15 protein-coding genes are annotated in these 15,582 nt (G+C 51.8%); 8 read left to right on the top strand and 7 right to left on the bottom strand.

Going from position 1 to position 15,582, the window contains the following annotated elements; translation table 11 throughout:
- Positions 1-562: 562 nt before the first annotated feature.
- The gene (locus ABYP39_RS11255; protein ID WP_372782576.1) at positions 563-2,398 is read left to right on the top strand and encodes a copper resistance system multicopper oxidase; all 1,836 of its coding nucleotides are present in this window, start codon (positions 563-565) and stop codon (positions 2,396-2,398) included.
- Entirely contained in the window at positions 2,395-3,102 is a 708-nt protein-coding gene (locus ABYP39_RS11250) for a copper resistance protein B (RefSeq protein ID WP_372782574.1), read from the top strand. The genes ABYP39_RS11255 and ABYP39_RS11250 overlap by 4 nt, the downstream gene beginning before the upstream one ends.
- Before the next feature lie 212 nt (positions 3,103-3,314).
- Here the strand turns inward: ABYP39_RS11250 and arsH are convergent, their stop codons facing one another.
- The 4 genes from arsH to ABYP39_RS11230 are packed head-to-tail and all read right to left on the bottom strand — an operon-like array spanning position 3,315 to position 5,891.
- Positions 3,315-4,031: an arsenical resistance protein ArsH gene (arsH, locus tag ABYP39_RS11245; protein WP_372749218.1), complete on the bottom strand. Its 717-nt coding sequence runs from the start codon at positions 4,029-4,031 to the stop codon at positions 3,315-3,317.
- On the bottom strand, positions 4,028-5,059 hold the full coding sequence (gene arsB, locus ABYP39_RS11240; RefSeq protein ID WP_372749219.1) for an ACR3 family arsenite efflux transporter: 1,032 nt from the start codon (positions 5,057-5,059) through the stop codon (positions 4,028-4,030). Before arsB ends, arsH begins: the two co-directional genes overlap by 4 nt.
- Positions 5,060-5,063: 4 nt before the next feature.
- Positions 5,064-5,534, bottom strand: a complete 471-nt coding sequence (locus ABYP39_RS11235; protein ID WP_372782572.1) for an arsenate reductase ArsC — start codon at positions 5,532-5,534, stop codon at positions 5,064-5,066.
- A 21-nt stretch (positions 5,535-5,555) separates the two neighbouring features.
- Positions 5,556-5,891: a metalloregulator ArsR/SmtB family transcription factor gene (locus ABYP39_RS11230; RefSeq protein WP_372749221.1), complete on the bottom strand. Its 336-nt coding sequence runs from the start codon at positions 5,889-5,891 to the stop codon at positions 5,556-5,558.
- A gap of 237 nt (positions 5,892-6,128) precedes the next feature.
- Between ABYP39_RS11230 and ABYP39_RS11225 the strand changes: the two genes are divergently transcribed.
- Positions 6,129-6,764: a glutathione S-transferase family protein gene (locus ABYP39_RS11225; protein WP_372782570.1), complete on the top strand. Its 636-nt coding sequence runs from the start codon at positions 6,129-6,131 to the stop codon at positions 6,762-6,764.
- A 175-nt stretch (positions 6,765-6,939) separates the two neighbouring features.
- Here ABYP39_RS11225 and ABYP39_RS11220 read toward each other — a convergent pair whose 3' ends face one another.
- The gene (locus ABYP39_RS11220) at positions 6,940-7,317 is read right to left on the bottom strand and encodes a hypothetical protein (RefSeq protein WP_372759877.1); all 378 of its coding nucleotides are present in this window, start codon (positions 7,315-7,317) and stop codon (positions 6,940-6,942) included.
- A gap of 214 nt (positions 7,318-7,531) precedes the next feature.
- Positions 7,532-8,245 (bottom strand): histone H1, encoded by a 714-nt coding sequence (locus ABYP39_RS11215; protein ID WP_372782568.1) that lies wholly within the window; start codon positions 8,243-8,245, stop codon positions 7,532-7,534.
- A 472-nt stretch (positions 8,246-8,717) separates the two neighbouring features.
- On the opposite strand from ABYP39_RS11215, the gene ABYP39_RS11210 reads away from it, so the two are divergent.
- From ABYP39_RS11210 to ABYP39_RS11190, 5 genes are all read left to right on the top strand, one after another.
- Positions 8,718-8,966 carry a hypothetical protein gene (locus ABYP39_RS11210; RefSeq protein ID WP_372748796.1) on the top strand — a complete coding sequence of 83 codons (249 nt, stop codon included), beginning with the start codon at positions 8,718-8,720 and terminating at the stop codon, positions 8,964-8,966.
- Positions 8,967-9,234: 268 nt separating this feature from the next.
- Entirely contained in the window at positions 9,235-11,160 is a 1,926-nt protein-coding gene (locus ABYP39_RS11205; protein WP_372782566.1) for a TonB-dependent receptor plug domain-containing protein, read from the top strand.
- Complete coding sequence (locus ABYP39_RS11200; RefSeq protein WP_372782564.1) at positions 11,161-11,718, top strand: YfiR family protein; 558 nt, start codon at positions 11,161-11,163, stop codon at positions 11,716-11,718.
- Positions 11,719-11,919: 201 nt separating this feature from the next.
- On the top strand, positions 11,920-14,160 hold the full coding sequence (locus ABYP39_RS11195) for a heavy metal translocating P-type ATPase (RefSeq protein WP_372782562.1): 2,241 nt from the start codon (positions 11,920-11,922) through the stop codon (positions 14,158-14,160).
- A gap of 2 nt (positions 14,161-14,162) precedes the next feature.
- Positions 14,163-14,516, top strand: a complete 354-nt coding sequence (locus tag ABYP39_RS11190; RefSeq protein ID WP_372782560.1) for a cupredoxin domain-containing protein — start codon at positions 14,163-14,165, stop codon at positions 14,514-14,516.
- A 177-nt stretch (positions 14,517-14,693) separates the two neighbouring features.
- On the opposite strand, the gene ABYP39_RS11185 is transcribed toward ABYP39_RS11190, so the two are convergent.
- Positions 14,694-15,582: ISNCY family transposase (locus tag ABYP39_RS11185; protein WP_372782558.1), on the bottom strand; the 889-nt coding region annotated here is incomplete at its 5' end.

Genomic DNA, 15,582 nt, shown 5'->3' with positions numbered 1-15,582 from the left:
TGGCCCTATAACTACTGGCGGCTGCGAAAATTGGGGAAGGCCTGCCACTAAGTGGGCGGCGGTGCTAAAATTAGTCGTGATGAGTACTAAACGTGTAGCGACAGTCATAATCTTTACCCTTCTGTTACAACAGGTTGGGACCGTTTGGGCTGCCACGCTACACGGCTTCCAGCACCTGTACAGCACGACCGCAGAGCCGGTAGTCGTTCCTGAAAAGACCGGTCATTGTGTCACCGAGCAGGGAGATTCAGCCCATGCGCTGCTTATGCAAGCTGAGGCTTCGGCAGACCCGGTCAGCGAGGAATGCTGCACGCTAGACTGTGAATGCTGTGTCGGGCATTGCCAGTCGGGTTTGACAACAATGCCGGCCCTTGCCAGTTTGTTGTCAGCGAGACACAGCCTGTTTTCCACGATTTCCCTACCACCGCGCACTGCTGCGAAAAGCCACTTTCGTCCTCCAATGTTCGCCTGATACAGGACCAGTCCGTCTGCGTTCTGCGTAATAACTCGTGTTTTAACGATCGTAGTTGTTATCACAAACAGGTAAGAAAAGGAGTATCTCGTGAATTTTTCATCATTGCTTTCAAGGCGGCAATTTGTCACCGGCGCTGCCGCTGGAGCTGCACTTGCGGGTGTCGGATTACCTAGTATTCGTGCCCTCGCGAATCAACGCCCGCTGGTGCTTAGCGGTAACCATTTTGAATTATCCATTGGTTATCAAGCCGTGAATTTCACCGGACGCGAACGTACGGCGACTGCGGTCAATGGCAGTGTACCGGCACCGATCCTGCGTTGGAAAGAAGGCGAGCGCGTGAGTTTGAAGGTTACCAATCACCTGGCTCATGATAGTTCTATTCACTGGCATGGCATGATTCTGCCCACCGAGATGGACGGTGTGCCGGGGCTCAGTTTCGATGGTATTCAGCCTGGTGAAACCTATGAGTATCAATTTGATGTTAACCAAAGTGGCACCTACTGGTATCACTCTCACTCGGGTTGGCAGGAGCAGACTGGGCTCTATGGAGCCATTGTGATAGACCCGAAAGAGCCAGATCCAGTGGCCTACGATCGAGACTATGTTGTATTGCTCTCAGACTGGTCCGACTCAGCCCCAGAAGGCATATACGCCAATCTGAAAAAGATGAGTCACTACTATAATTTTCAGGAGAGAACGGCGGGAGACTTATGGCGCGATATCAGGGACAAGGGACTGGCTCGAACCTGGAATGAGCGCAAGATGTGGAACGTGATGCGGATGAGCCAGACCGATATCGCCGATGTTACTGGCCATACCTATACCTACTTGATGAATGGCGTGACGCCCGATCAAGGTTGGACGGGCCTGTTTAAACGCGGTGAGAAAGTACGCTTGCGTTTCATTAATGCAGCGGCGATGACGATATTCGATGTGCGGATACCGGAGTTGAAAATGACTGTGGTGGCCACTGACGGTCAGAATATCGAACCCGTCTCGGTCGACGAATTTCGTATCGGTGTTGCCGAAACCTACGATGTAATAGTAGAACCTAGTGACGACTCTGCTTATACGGTCTTTGCGCAAACCATTGATCGAACAGGTTATGCGCGCGGCACACTAACGCCCAACGTCGAGTGGCGCGCAGAGATCCCATCAATGGACTATACGCCCGTGCTGACGCATAGCGATATGGGAATGGGGCACAACATGAAGGGAGTTACCCCTAGTCAGGATAATGTTCATGGTAGGGGGCGGCACAGTGGCGGCATGGACCATAGTGGGCACGCTATGGGGGGCATGGAACATGATCATCACGGTATGCACGCCCGCCATATGACTGGTAAGCCAGCTCCTGCCGGTTACGGTAGCCGTGCTGACATCACCCATGCGGCGTCCGAGTACGGCCCCCATATTGATATGCGGTCCGATTCACCTCAAAACGGCTTGCACGACCCGGGTGTGGGCTTACGCGATCACGCCACCCGCTATGGCCGCAAGGTTCTAACCTATGGCGATATACGCAATCTATATCCCACACAAGATATGCGTGATCCGGCGCGGGAGATCCAGATTCACCTGACAGGCAATATGTCACGCTATATATGGTCGATGAATGGCATCAAACACGCCGATGCTGATCCGATTCGTCTGACATTCGGGGAGCGCCTTCGTATTACTTTGGTCAATGACACCATGATGACCCACCCCATCCACTTGCACGGTATGTGGAGTGAGCTCGAAACTGAAGATCCAAATCATATTCCAAGAAAACATACAATTATGGTACAGCCGGGTTCCCGTATTAGTTATCTCGTCACCGCTGATGCGCTGGGGCGTTGGGCTTACCATTGCCATTTGATGTTTCACATGCCGGGAATGATGCGCGAAGTACGTGTCGAAGAAGGAGGGCGCTCAACATGAAGATACGTTTGGTGCACTCGTTGTGCATGCTGTCGTTATTTTCTGCCTCCGTGGCCTATGGTGGAGCTGGCGATGACCCTTTTCTCACCTCTGGCAAGCTGAGCCAGTTTGAAGTTCGTGACGAGGATGACCATGACTTGGTGGTATTGGATGGCCAATTCTGGGCAGGCTACGACCTCAATAAATTCTGGCTGGCAGCCGAAGTAGAGCGAATCGGCGGTGAAACCGAGGAGTTTGAACTTCAAGCGCTGTATGGTCGAGCCATTTCTCCGTTCTGGAATCTTCTGGTGGGTGCGCGTAAGGACTTCAGTCCGGATCCAGAGCGGGAGTGGGGGGTGCTTGCGTTACATGGGGTGGCTCCCTACTACCTTGAAGTGGATGCGTCGCTGTTTTTAGGTGGCGCCGGGCGCACCAGTGTTCGTGTCGAGGCAGAATATGAGTTGCTGTTAACGCAGCGTCTGATTTTGTCGCCGGAAGTCGAGATTAACGCTTATGGCTTTAATGATGCGGAAACGGGAGCTGGTTCTGGTATTGGAGAAGCCGAAGTCGGGTTGCGTTTGCGCTACGAAATTTATCGTAAATTTGCACCCTATGTAGGTCTCAACTGGCATAAAAAACTAGGCCAGACTGCCGATTTTGCCCGGGCAAAAGGCAACGACATCGAAGACACCCAACTCGTTTTGGGTATCCGGGCTTGGTATTGAAACGGACAACATCACTGAGGCTGTCGAGCTAGGCGGAGCCTCTCCCGTTGATAATCCGGGCGAGAGGCCGCTCACAGCCCGGGCGCGTGGTCATAGGCGACAATCGTGGCCTCCATCATTGGGTGTATCGAGCTTGGAGATGGTGTTGTATTGAGATGTCGAGCCAACACATTTCAACACGAGCTACCTTTATCAAGGCCGGAGGCAGGTATCTATTTCGCTCGCTGATTAAGGCGTGCACGAAATTTTTCAGCGGTTTCCTTTCGTTCGGAATAGCGGTCAACCAGATAATCACTGCGGTCACGTGTTAACAGCGTGAATTTCATTAGCTCTTCCATGACATCGACAATACGATCATAGAACGATGACGGCTTCATGCGACCGTTTTCATCAAACTCAAGCCAGGCTTTGGGTACCGAAGACTGGTTCGGAATCGTGAGCATGCGCATCCATCGCCCCAAAATCCGCATCTGATTGACCGCATTAAAAGATTGCGAGCCGCCACAGACCTGCATGACCGCCAGGGTTTTTCCCTGCGTTGGACGAACACCCTGTAGAGCCAAGGGAATCCAGTCTATCTGTGCTTTCATGATACCGGTCATAGCGCCGTGCCGCTCTGGGCTACACCAGACCATGCCTTCACTCCATTGCGCTAGATTTCGCAGTTCCTGTACTTTGGGGTGGTCGTCGTTGGCATCATCGGGCAGTGGCAACCCCGACGGGTTAAAGGTTCGGGTTTCTGCGCCGAAAGTCGTCAGTATACGTGCGGCCTCCTCGGTCGCCAGCCGGCTGAAGGAGTGTTCGCGCAAAGATCCATAGAGAAGCAATATGCGCGGTTTATGTGAGCTGAGTTCGGGCGTGAGCAACTGCACCCGATCAATGGGCTCCAGCAGATCAGCTTCGATATTCGGCATGTCTGTAAATGTCATCGGGCGGGCTCCTTGTCAAACCAGTGTCTGGTTCGGTTGGCAATGGCTACCAGGGTGAGCATGACGGGAACCTCCACCAGAACGCCGACAACGGTTGCCAGAGCAGCTCCCGACTGTAAACCAAATAGCGAAATCGCGACGGCCACTGCCAGCTCAAAAAAATTGGAGGTGCCAATCATGCAGGCTGGGGCGGCGATATTGTGGGGGAGTTTCAATGCCTTGGCAGCACCGTAAGCCAGCGCAAAGATACCGTATGTCTGAATTAACAGTGGGATGGCGATAAGCACGATCGCCAACGGTTTTGCCAGTATTGTCTCGGCTTGAAATCCAAACAACAGCACAACGGTTGCCAGTAGGCCAAGAATGGAAATCGGTTTGAGTGCTGTAAGAAAACGGTTTAGTCGTGAGTGGTCTTGCGCCGAGTCCAGTACTTTACGGGTCATTATGCCAGCCAGTAGGGGTATGACCACATACAGCACCACCGACAGGACCAGTGTATTCCAGGGCACAGTAATATCGTTAACACCCAGCAGGAAGGCTGCAATAGGTGCAAAGGCAAAGATCATGATCAGGTCGTTTACAGATACCTGTACCAAGGTGTAGTTCGCATCTCCCTTGGTCAGGTGGCTCCAGACAAAGACCATCGCTGTGCAGGGAGCTACACCCAGCAAAATCATGCCGGCGATATACTCATTGGCAGTCTGTGGATCGACAAGGTCGGCAAAGACCACCCGAAAAAACAGCCAACCCAAGGCTGCCATCGTAAAGGGCTTGATCAGCCAGTTGATCAGGAGCGTCAGTAACAAACCTTTCGGTTTTTCGCCAACGTTGCGGATTGAAGAAAAATCCACCTGAACCATCATTGGGTAGATCATCACCCAGATAAACATGGCGACGGGGATGTTTACGTGGGCGATTTCAAGGGAAGCAAAGTACTGAAATAGGCCCGGCGCAATATTGCCAAGCAATACGCCCGCCAGAATACACAGCCCAACCCAGACACTGAGGTAACGCTCAAACAGGCCCATGTAGTTACTCCTCTACGATGTCTGCTAATAGTGATTGCAGTTCAGTCGGAGAGCGATGCTCCAGCTCAAGGGAAAGCAGTCGGTTGACGCGCTTTGCTATGGTTTCCATTACAGCGGTAAAGCTGGCGCGCATTTCCGACTCACTGCCTGTCAGTTTTGACGGGTCGGGAAGTCCCCAGTGCACCTTAACGGTATCGCCGAACCACACCGGACATGCTTCGTTGGCGGCGTTATCACAGACGGTGACAACGATGTCGGGTTGTAGGTCTGCAAAGTCATCCCAAGACTGGCTTGTCAGCCCCGCGGTGGGAATACCGCGTTCGGTGAGGTACTTAAGCGTAAGAGGGTGCACTTCAGCAGCAGGCTGGCTGCCAGCACTGTATGCCTGAATCCGGCCCTGGGCCAAGTGGTTGGTAATGGCTTCACTCAGGATGCTGCGACAGCGGTTATGGGTGCATATATAGAGTATTTTCATCAGTTGCTACGCGTTATTGAGTTAACAGCATTGCGGTCGATTTTTCATCGCCGCAAGGTTCGCTTTAAAAGTTTTTAGCTGGGCCGCATTTCCTTCCGTGGCGGCATTGAGGATATCCCGGGCCCAGTAGGGAAGGGCGGGTGAGATTGCGTAGTAAACCCACTGTCCTCGGCGAGCATCGTCGAGTATTTCGCAGTTACGCAGCTGTGCCAGGTGGCGCGAGATTTTTGGCTGGCTATCCTCGAGTGCCGTTACCAGCTCACAGACACACAGTTCACCTTCCTGCTTTATCAATAGGGTTGCCGCCAGACGCGTTTCATCCGACAGGCACTTAAAAAATTGTGCAGGGCGTAGCATGGCAAATAACCTTTTTGGTTTGTTTGTGCTGCTGTGGGGTGTGGCCAAGCCCGGCATTATATATGGATATGCATATATGTAAATGGGGTGAATTTTGCATATCTAAGTAAACAAGGTGTCGGCGCGAGGGAACTCAGCAAGCGACATTCATCAGTGAGATAGATCCGGGAAGGCGGTTAGCAACGTAAGGTTCTTTCCTTTACAGTGATATTCATGGCTTTAAGAGAGAGAAAATAAATGATAACCGTTAACCACCTGGCCGTATCCCAATCTGATCGTATCGTCTGGATGTTGGAAGAGCTTGGGCTCCCATATCAGATCAACTGGTTTGACCGGGGCGACGATATGCTTGCCCCGCAGGCTTACCTGGAGTTGCACCCGGCAGGGATGGCGCCAGTGGTTTCTGATGGCGAGCGGTTGATGACCGAGTCGGCCGCCATTCTGGAGTATCTGAGTTATACCTACGGAGAGGGGCGATACAGCGTTCAGCATGACGATCCGGACTACGTGAATTATCTCTACTGGATGCACTTCAATAACAATGTTCAGTCAGTCTTTTTCCTTAAGATGGCGCTCGGAGGTGATTTTTCAGCTCACCCAGACAACGTGATTGCGAAAACGGCAGGGCGTCGCGAGCAGCGCTATTACCAGCATCTAAATGAACACCTGGCAGACCGAGAGTACTTAGCAGCGGGTCGTTTTACCTGTGCCGATATGATGGTTATGTTCAACCTGACCAGCTTGCCATTGTTCGGTGGCCGGGGCATCGATGATTTGCCCGATGTAGTACGGTATGTGGACGCGCTTTCCAGCCGACCCGCCTATCAAAAGGCGATGGCCATTGCCGGGCCAGCGGCGAAAAACGCGGGTTAGGATCTGACCCGTCAGAATGGCCGGGTTCGGGCGGGCATTGAGAACGAGAGCTATCTGATTTGCCCAAGCCGCATCGATATATACCTCGATATAGCTTGAATGGTCGGCTGAAGCCTGTCTTCAGCGGGTAAAAAGGTCGGAGGGCGAGGCCACGCCTCACCCTTTATTGTGCGTGTTATGAGCCTTTTCGCACCGTTTCAAATGTGCCGTGAAGTGACCAGCCATCTTTCAGGTCTCCGGCTACAGATAGGGCCACTTCCTTTGCCTCGATGATAAGGCAATTGCCAGGCTGCAGAACTTTGCTTTTATCATCGTATTCCACCTCAAGCGCCACCACATGGCGGGCATCTGGCAGGCAAAGCCGCACATCCCGTGCTTCTTTGAAATGGACAACTTCCACGTCAGATTGTGAGTTTACGGTAAATTCTCCAGGCTCCTGGTAAAGATGCTCAACGGCTTGCCGGAAGGTGCTCTCCGTCTCCACTTCAGCCAGTGCAGGTGCGGCAAGCATGGCTGACATACTGGTCGCTGCTATAGCCTTTCTGAATTTCATGCGTCCTCCTTTCGTAACATTTCTCCATAGTATGGCGCCGTCGCGCGTTAGCTACAGTGTTACGTGTTGAACGTACCGAGTTCAATGCGGGGGGTTGGAATATGTTAACTCGTTTGCACGCCGGACGATTCGATAGCGTGAATTTTTCGCAGGGAGGCTTTAGAGGGGGGGAAGACCACCCCGCGTGGTGATTTGCGGGGTGGTTAATGCAGAATCAGCCGTTGTTTTCGGCTTGAGCTGCCGGAGTTTCCGTAGCGGCTGGTGCGGCTGCAGCGGGTTTCTCGGCTTTGGCACGACGTTTACGGCGCTGGGTTGTTTGCGCAGCTTTCATCGCAGCTTTCTGCTTCTTGGCGATTTCACGCTGTGCCTTTTTGCGGGCAGCGGCGATCTGCTTGCTGGCCTTTGCTTCGATACGGGCTACGGCTTTCTCAGCTGCAGCGCTGATCTTTGCTTCGGCATTTGCCGATACGCGCGCAGCAGTTTGAGCCTTACCTAGCTTGTTTTTGGCGGCTTTTACGTCAGCGCGCAGAGCAGATACTTCTGCCTTTTGCTTGCGAACGGCGTCGCGTGCAGTGGCGGCGGCAACACGAGCTTTCTCAACAGCAGCCTTTTTGGCAGCAGATGGCTTGGCTTTGGCGGCATCACGCTTTGCCTTGAGGGCAGCAGCGGCTTTCGCCTGCCTGGTTTCTGCTGTGGCTACCTGGGCTTGCGCCTTGGCCAGTTTCGCCTCTACGGAAGCGACAGCCTTTTCCTGTTCGGCCACAAACTTGGCCAGAGGCGTGTTGGTCGCAGAGTTGACTGCGGTTTTTTTGGTTGCCGCTCGCTTAGCGGAAACTTTTCTAGCCGGTGCTTTTTTGGCAACAGCTTTTTTGGTGGCAACTTTTTTGGAAACAGCTTTCTTTGCAGGTGCTTTTTTCGTGCGGGGCATGATGACCGTCCTTATTGCATAAAAACCGCGCGCATTAAACAAGATTTGAACAAAAAATAAAAGTAATCCACGAACTTTGTATAAATACAAATACTGAGTCAAACTGAACTTCAGCTGGATAGACTTACGGGCAGGCGATAACACGTGCTTGCTGGTAACCCCCCAGGAATAAAAACCTTGGACAGGTTTTCGCTCAGTATCCGGGGCTATCGCCCGTTAACCAAAGTGATCGCAAGGCTGGCTTATGGCAACCCAGGGCTATTTGGCAGGTTCCCGTTGTAAATACTTCGCGGGTACTTGGTAATTGGTAGCACCCAAGACGCGTTTTAGCTACAGCGGTTTTTCTTATTCCAAGAGCCGGCCTGTCGAACATACAACTGGTCCCTTGAATTAGGGAGGGTAGGCTATCTATAAGACTGCGCATTCAACTACAATCCGGCAGCAGATAAATGATTTAGCCAGGAGCATTGGTATGGGCAGCACGGATAATCGACCGGAAACCACCCCTGAACATCACAAGCCCTTGGGCTTCATTGAAGCCGTTACTCAGGCCTTTGCGCTGATTTTCGCTGTTCAGAACAAAACGGGGAGGAAGCGCTTGATGGATCTGGCGGAGCACAACCCCAAACCGGTTATCTTTGCGGGCCTGGTATCCACGGCTCTATTCTTCTCCTTTTGCTTTATTACGTCACAGTTTTTTATCTATCTACTGAGTAATTAACGTCTCGTTTCCCGCCTGCGGACAAGTTTCTTCGCTATCGGCGTTCTAACCGGAACGTGGGCCCCATTTTCTAGGCAACCGGGCGCTCATCTAACCACTGTATCTGCCTGCCATCAGCACGTCTTTTCGTACGCACTCTCTGTCTGTAGTTATACGTATACCCCCGCCACAAGAACTCCGGCAAACAATACTTGATCTATACTACTGCTGTGGAGGTGTAGTTACGCGCCGCACCCTTAGGCTGCACACTCATAGGACTGGATACGGAATGCCTCATTTGCCAAGTAAAACAATGATTAATAGCCAGTTAACACGAGTTGTTATTGGTGCTCTTGCCCTACATACCTCCTTGATTTCTGCCCAGCCCAGCACTGTCGATCTAACGGGTTTGAGCCTTGAGGAGCTGATGAATATTGATGTTGTGTCGGTTTCCAAACAGCGAGAGCCCTTACAGCAGTCGGCCGCAGCGGTATTCGTGTTAGACGGCGAAACCATCCGCCGCTCAGGAATTACCTCTATCCCTGAGGCCTTGCGTCTTGTGCCAGGCGTGCAAGTGGCTCGTATAGACTCTCACACCTGGGCTATAACCGCCCGGGGCTTTAATTCGACGGTGGGTGACAAGCTCGAAGTGCTGATGGACGGACGTAGCCTGTATACCCCGTTTTTCTCCGGCGTATTCTGGGATGCTCAGGATACACTTCTCGAAGACATCGATCGTATCGAGGTCATTCGAGGCCCGGGAGCTGCGTTGTGGGGGGCCAACGCCGTGAATGGGGTGGTCAATATTGTTACTAAGTCAGCTGCTGAATCCCAAGGCGGTTTTCAGCAGCTCGGGGTTGGCGAATCTGAACGTTATGCGGCGTGGCGCTACGGGGGCAACCTGGGTAATGCGGGGCACTATCGAGCATACGCTAAGACCAATCACCATGACGCGGAAGAAATGCGGGGCTCGGCGGATGCCGATGACAAACGAAAGCATGAGCAGGCCGGATTTCGGATGGATTTTCAGCTCCCTGACAACGACCGGCTAACTGTCCAGGGCGATATATATCAGGGGCAGGTTAACAATGCTACCAATAATGAGCTAGAAGAAACCGAGGGCCATAATGTGATCGCTCGTTGGAGTCGGCAGCATGGGCAGCACTCTGCGACCGAAGTGCAGTTTTACTTTGACAAAACCTTTAGAACAAACGCTGAAACCTATTCAGAGGACAGAAAATCGTTCGACCTAGAATTAGAGCACCGTTTTCTCTTTTTAGATCAGCATGAAATTATCATCGGCGGCGGATATTACGTGACAAGAGATGATGTTAGGGGCATAAACCCAGTGATTTTGCGATTTACCCCAGCACGGCGTACCGACGAAACTTGGAATTTGTTTATCCAGGACCAGATTGACCTGATGTCCGACCAGCTGCGATTAACCTTCGGCGTAAAATACGAAAACAACGACTATACCGGGGATGAGGTTCAGCCAAGTATGCGGTTTAGCTACACGATTGACGATCGTAACACAGTATGGGGGGCGGTATCGCGGGCCGTTCGCATACCAAATAGGCTTGATCACAACTTGGTGGTTTTTAACGGTGTGCTGATTGGCGACTCGGCCTTTGAATCTGAAGAAGTCTTGGCGTATGAACTGGGATATCGTTCGATTGTCAGTAGTACATTTTCACTAGATGTCGCTATTTTCTATAATGAATACGATAAATTGCGTGGTTTTACCGATGATTTTCTGAGTCCCTCGACACTCCCCCCTTACAAGGTCTCAAATGAAGGGGAGGGTGTGTCTCAGGGTGGGGAGCTGGTGCTGCGTTGGCAGCCTAGCGAGAATCTGAATTTGCTTGTGAGCCAGTCCTATGTTGACCTTGATGTTGAGCGTTATACGGGAAGCAACGATGTCAACATCAGGGACAACGACGAAAATGATCCAACCTCGCAGACCTCTGTGATGATTGGCTGGGATATCAATAAGCAATGGTCGTCACAGTTGAATGCGCGATACGTTGGCGCTCTCGATGACCAGAAGGTTGATGCCTATACTGCTGTCGATTTGAGCCTGTTGTGGCGTATCACCAAGGACTTGGAGTTGGGGTTAATCGGCAAGAATTTGTTTGATCCGCAGCATGCTGAATTTGGTGGCGGCAATGAGATTCAGCGAACGGTTAACGCACAGGTAACCTGGCGGTTCTGAGTGAGAATTCAAGTCCGGCGCGGGTTATCGGTGCATTGTAAAGCGCTATTTCTTTCTGTGGTTATTTCGGTAACGGTAGGTCATGTACTCGCAGATAATAGTGACTTCGAATATCGTGTGAAATCGGCATTTCTGTATCATTTCTTCAAATTCGTCGAATGGCCCACTAGCCCGTCGACCACAGGGGAACGACTGATAATCTGCACAATAGGCAGCCCTCGGTTGCACGATAGCCTTCAGCAAACTCTTGTCGATAAATACATCCGTGGGCGGCCTATTGAACTAGAGATGATTGCCTCACCCGCTGAGGCTCAGGCCTGTAGTATCGTATTTCTTGGCTTTGACAATCCAGCTAAGCTCGATGAATGGGTGGGGCAACTATCGTCAGTCTCGGCACTGACAGTGAGTGATACCTACGGGTTTGCCGGCCAAGGTGGCATGATCGAATTCGTTGTCGTGAGCGGAAAAATCCGCTTCGACATCAACCACTCGGCGGCAAATCGACTGGATATTAACCTCAGCTCGAAGTTACTCACGCTGGCGCGCAAAGTTTATTAGGTGTGAATAGTGCGACGTACGATCTGGTATCGGGCAATGACCACAGGTAGCTTTTTGAGGCTGGCAAACTCACACGACCCACTTTCTGAATGACTGTTAGGTTTCGAGCAGACTGATAGCCCTAGATAAGACGGACGTTCAGGGCTACCAGTGGGATGCACGTCAACCGCGAGAACTATCCTCTAATCCGGGAGCAGGGCAATGCCAGCAATACAACTGCTAATTCAGGGCGCCAGTTGTGCCAGTTGTGTAGATAAGATTGAAACAGCGGCTAGTGCGGTTCCCGGAGTAACACGTGCTGAAGTGAATCTGGTTGATATGACTGTCAGTGTGACAGGCAATTGTCAGCCATCAGACCTGATCGCCGCGATCAAGAATGCGGGTTACAACGCAAAATGTATCGACGAAAGTGACGCCAATGTCCTAGCGGAAAAAGCGCTGGCAGACAAAGCCTATTATCAACGTCTTATCCGTAAGATGACGGCCGCGTTACTGCTTGGCGTCCCGATGATGATATATAGCGTAGCGGGCGGCGCCATGACCGTCGTCACACCGGGTGAACGTATTGCCTGGCTGATTGTCGGGCTATTGAGTCTTTTGGTCATATTTTATTCAGGCGGTCGCTTCTTTATTGGTGCCTGGAATGCCTTCAGGCACCACAACGCGAACATGGACACGCTTATAGCACTAGGCACCGGGGCGGCCTGGCTATACTCAATGGTTGTTGTGCTGGCACCACAGCTTGTTCCCGATATGGCGCGTCACTTGTATTTTGAAGCTACGACAATGATTATTGGCCTGGTTAATCTGGGGCTGGCGCTTGAGCTGAAAGCGCGTGGACAAACCTCTGAAGCCATTCAACGGCTGGTAGGATTAAAGGCTAAAAACGCAAGGGTTCGACGGGGCGATAAGGAATTGGATATTCCCATCGACCAAGTTGTTCCGGGGGATCTGGTAAGGGTGCGTCCCGGTGAAAAAATTCCGGTCGATGGCGACATTGTGGAAGGCAAGACGGCAATCGACGAATCCATGTTGACCGGCGAACCCATGCCGGTGACGAAAGGGGTAGGGGATGCGCTGGTAGCCGGTTGTATCAACAAAAGTGGATCAATTCTCTTTCAAGCCACTCGTGTCGGGGCAGATACAGCGCTTTACCGGATCATCGCTATGGTGAAACGCGCGCAGAACTCGAAACCACCTATTGGTCGCCTAGCCGATATTATTGCAGCCTATTTTGTTCCTTCGATCATGATCATCGCCGTAATGAGCGCGTTAGCTTGGCTTAATCTAGGGCCGGAACCTGCCGTGGCTTTTGCCGTTGTCTGCGCGACCTCTGTTCTAATCATCGCATGTCCCTGCGCCTTGGGTCTGGCGACGCCTATGTCTGTCATGGTCGGTGTTGGCAAAGCCGCGGAGGCGGGGGTATTGATCCGCAACGGCGAGGCATTGCAGAGTGCATCAACGATCTCGCTAATGATTCTGGATAAAACCGGCACGATTACCCTTGGTGCCCCCACGGTTACTGATATTCTGCCAGCAGACACCTTCGATGAAGCCCAGATTCTTACTTTGGCAGCCTCTCTCGAATCCGGTTCAGAACACCCACTGGCGCAGGCGGTGGTCGAATCGGCTCAAGCAAAGGGATTGCCGGTCAACGGTGCTAAAAACTTCAAAGCCATTCCGGGCTGCGGAGCGCAGGCTGAGTCAAACGGCAAAGTGCTACTTTTCGGCAATGAAAAACTGATGAGAGATCACAGCATGGATTTGGGCGACTTTCCGCAAAAAGCACAAGCGCTTGCGGCCGAAGGTAAAACGCCAATGTATTTCTCGATCGATAATCGATTGGCGGCGATTATCGCTGTTGCTGACCCGATAAAGCCGGATTCCTTGGCTGCAATCAAACGACTACAGCGCACCGGTGTTCGCGTGATCATGCTTACCGGTGACAACCGTATTACGGCAGCTGCCGTTGCCCGAAAAGCGGGTATCACTGAATTCTTCGCTGAAGTTTTACCAGAAGATAAATCTAGGAAGGTTTCACAATTGCAGGCAGAAGGCGAAGTGGTGGGCATGACTGGTGATGGCATCAATGATGCGCCAGCGCTCGCAACGGCCAATGTAGGGTTCGCCATCGGCACAGGCACCGATGTGGCTATCGAGAGCGCCGATATCACACTGATGCGTGGATCATTACACGGACTTGCGGACGCTATAGCCGTGAGCCGGGCTACCATGCGCAATATAAAGCAGAATCTCTTCGGCGCCTTTATTTATAACGCCGCGGGTGTACCTTTCGCGGCAGGCGTATTCTACCCATTATTTGGCATGTTGCTGAGCCCTGTGGTTGCCGGTGCTGCGATGGCATTCTCGTCGCTCACCGTTGTGAGCAATGCCAACCGTTTGCGCTGGTATTCAGTACAGAATGCCAGTAGCGAGGGCTGATCATGGTTTTCGTTAATCTGGTCGGCGTTGTGCTTATCGCATTGATTATTTGGTGGTTTTGGCTCTATAAGCCAAAAGCCATCGAGCTGCGCGAAGAGAATCTGGTGGTCACGGTTGAAAATGGCAGTTACAGTCCTTCGCATATTAAAGTGTCTGCAGGTAAGCCTGTACGGATAGCCTTTATACGCAAGGATCAGTCGCCTTGTGCGGAAACATTACTGATCCCCAGACTGGAGATAAGTGAAACCTTACCGCTTAATGAAGTGGTTTCCATACAGCTGCCGGGCTTACCGACCGGCGATTATGCTTTTCATTGCCAGATGCAGATGTATCGTGGCCAGCTGAGCGTAGAGTGATTGGTTAGGCAATTAAAATCAGGCGTACTGGCAGTGTGTCCAAAAAGAGGGAATCTTCACTGAGCGACTCCAGTCGCTGATGGTCGCTCCCCCAGTCTGGGCAAAACCAATTGTTGTTGCAAGCTTGAAATGTCCGGTGTTTCTGCAACTTAGAAATGTCCTATTTTGTCATTTTGGTTACTTAGCCTGGAGGACAGCTGGATTCATGGATCGCTTAGCCGGTTCCTGTTGTCCTCGACGAGATGGCGCCTTTTTACTCCTCTGGATACTGCGCTTGCTCTGTTCCTCGCTCACAAACTTCAATACCGCGCCCAGACGCTTGTTTGAAACAATAGCGCCTTGATCAACATGCCGGACCTTATCAAAAGTGGAGAAGGGCAGTGAGATCCCCTCATAACGGATATCGATGGTTCCATCTGGATAATCCAGGACTCTGACCTTTTTTCTACGCAGATCCGTCGTGAGATCACACGGTGTGAGCAAATAAGTAACGCGGTCATATTGCAAGGTCAAACTGTTGCTGACGGTACGGCTTTCCTGCCACGTAAAGATATCCTCTAGATTCTCGTCTTCCCGCAGGTCACGATGCATATTGGTCTGGTTCAGGGGGGCTTTGCCGAAGCGCTTGTTAAACTCCTCAATGAACGTCGGCAGGAATTCATTTGCTTCTTCAATGGTATCGATCTCCTGTAGCCGGAGTTCTTTTACTAATCGATCCTGGAGCGTTTTATTCGCCCGCTCAACACGGCCTTTAGCCTGAGACGAGTTCGCACAGATAATGTCGATATTGAGTTCATGAAGGGCCCGGCTGAATTGCGTCATATTGTCGCCACCGGTGGCGCCTTGCTTATTTACGCGGAAAACACTGTGTTTATCGCTGTAGAACGCGATTGGCTTGCCATGCCGCTCCAGGTAGCGATGTGTTGATTTGAAGTAATCGAAGGTGGTCTCAGTGTCACAAAAACGCAGCTCCATCAGCCGGCCTGTGGCATCGTCAATGTAGACTAGCAACGTACAGCGCGGACCTCGATCTTCGAACCAAAGGTGGTCAGAACCGTCGATTTGA

It is taken from the genome of Litorivivens sp., from assembly GCF_041625495.1.
Classification (GTDB): Bacteria; Pseudomonadota; Gammaproteobacteria; order Pseudomonadales; family Spongiibacteraceae; genus Litorivivens.
The sequence above is the reverse complement of the archived record's forward strand: the minus strand, read 5'-3'. Positions and strand labels throughout refer to the sequence as shown.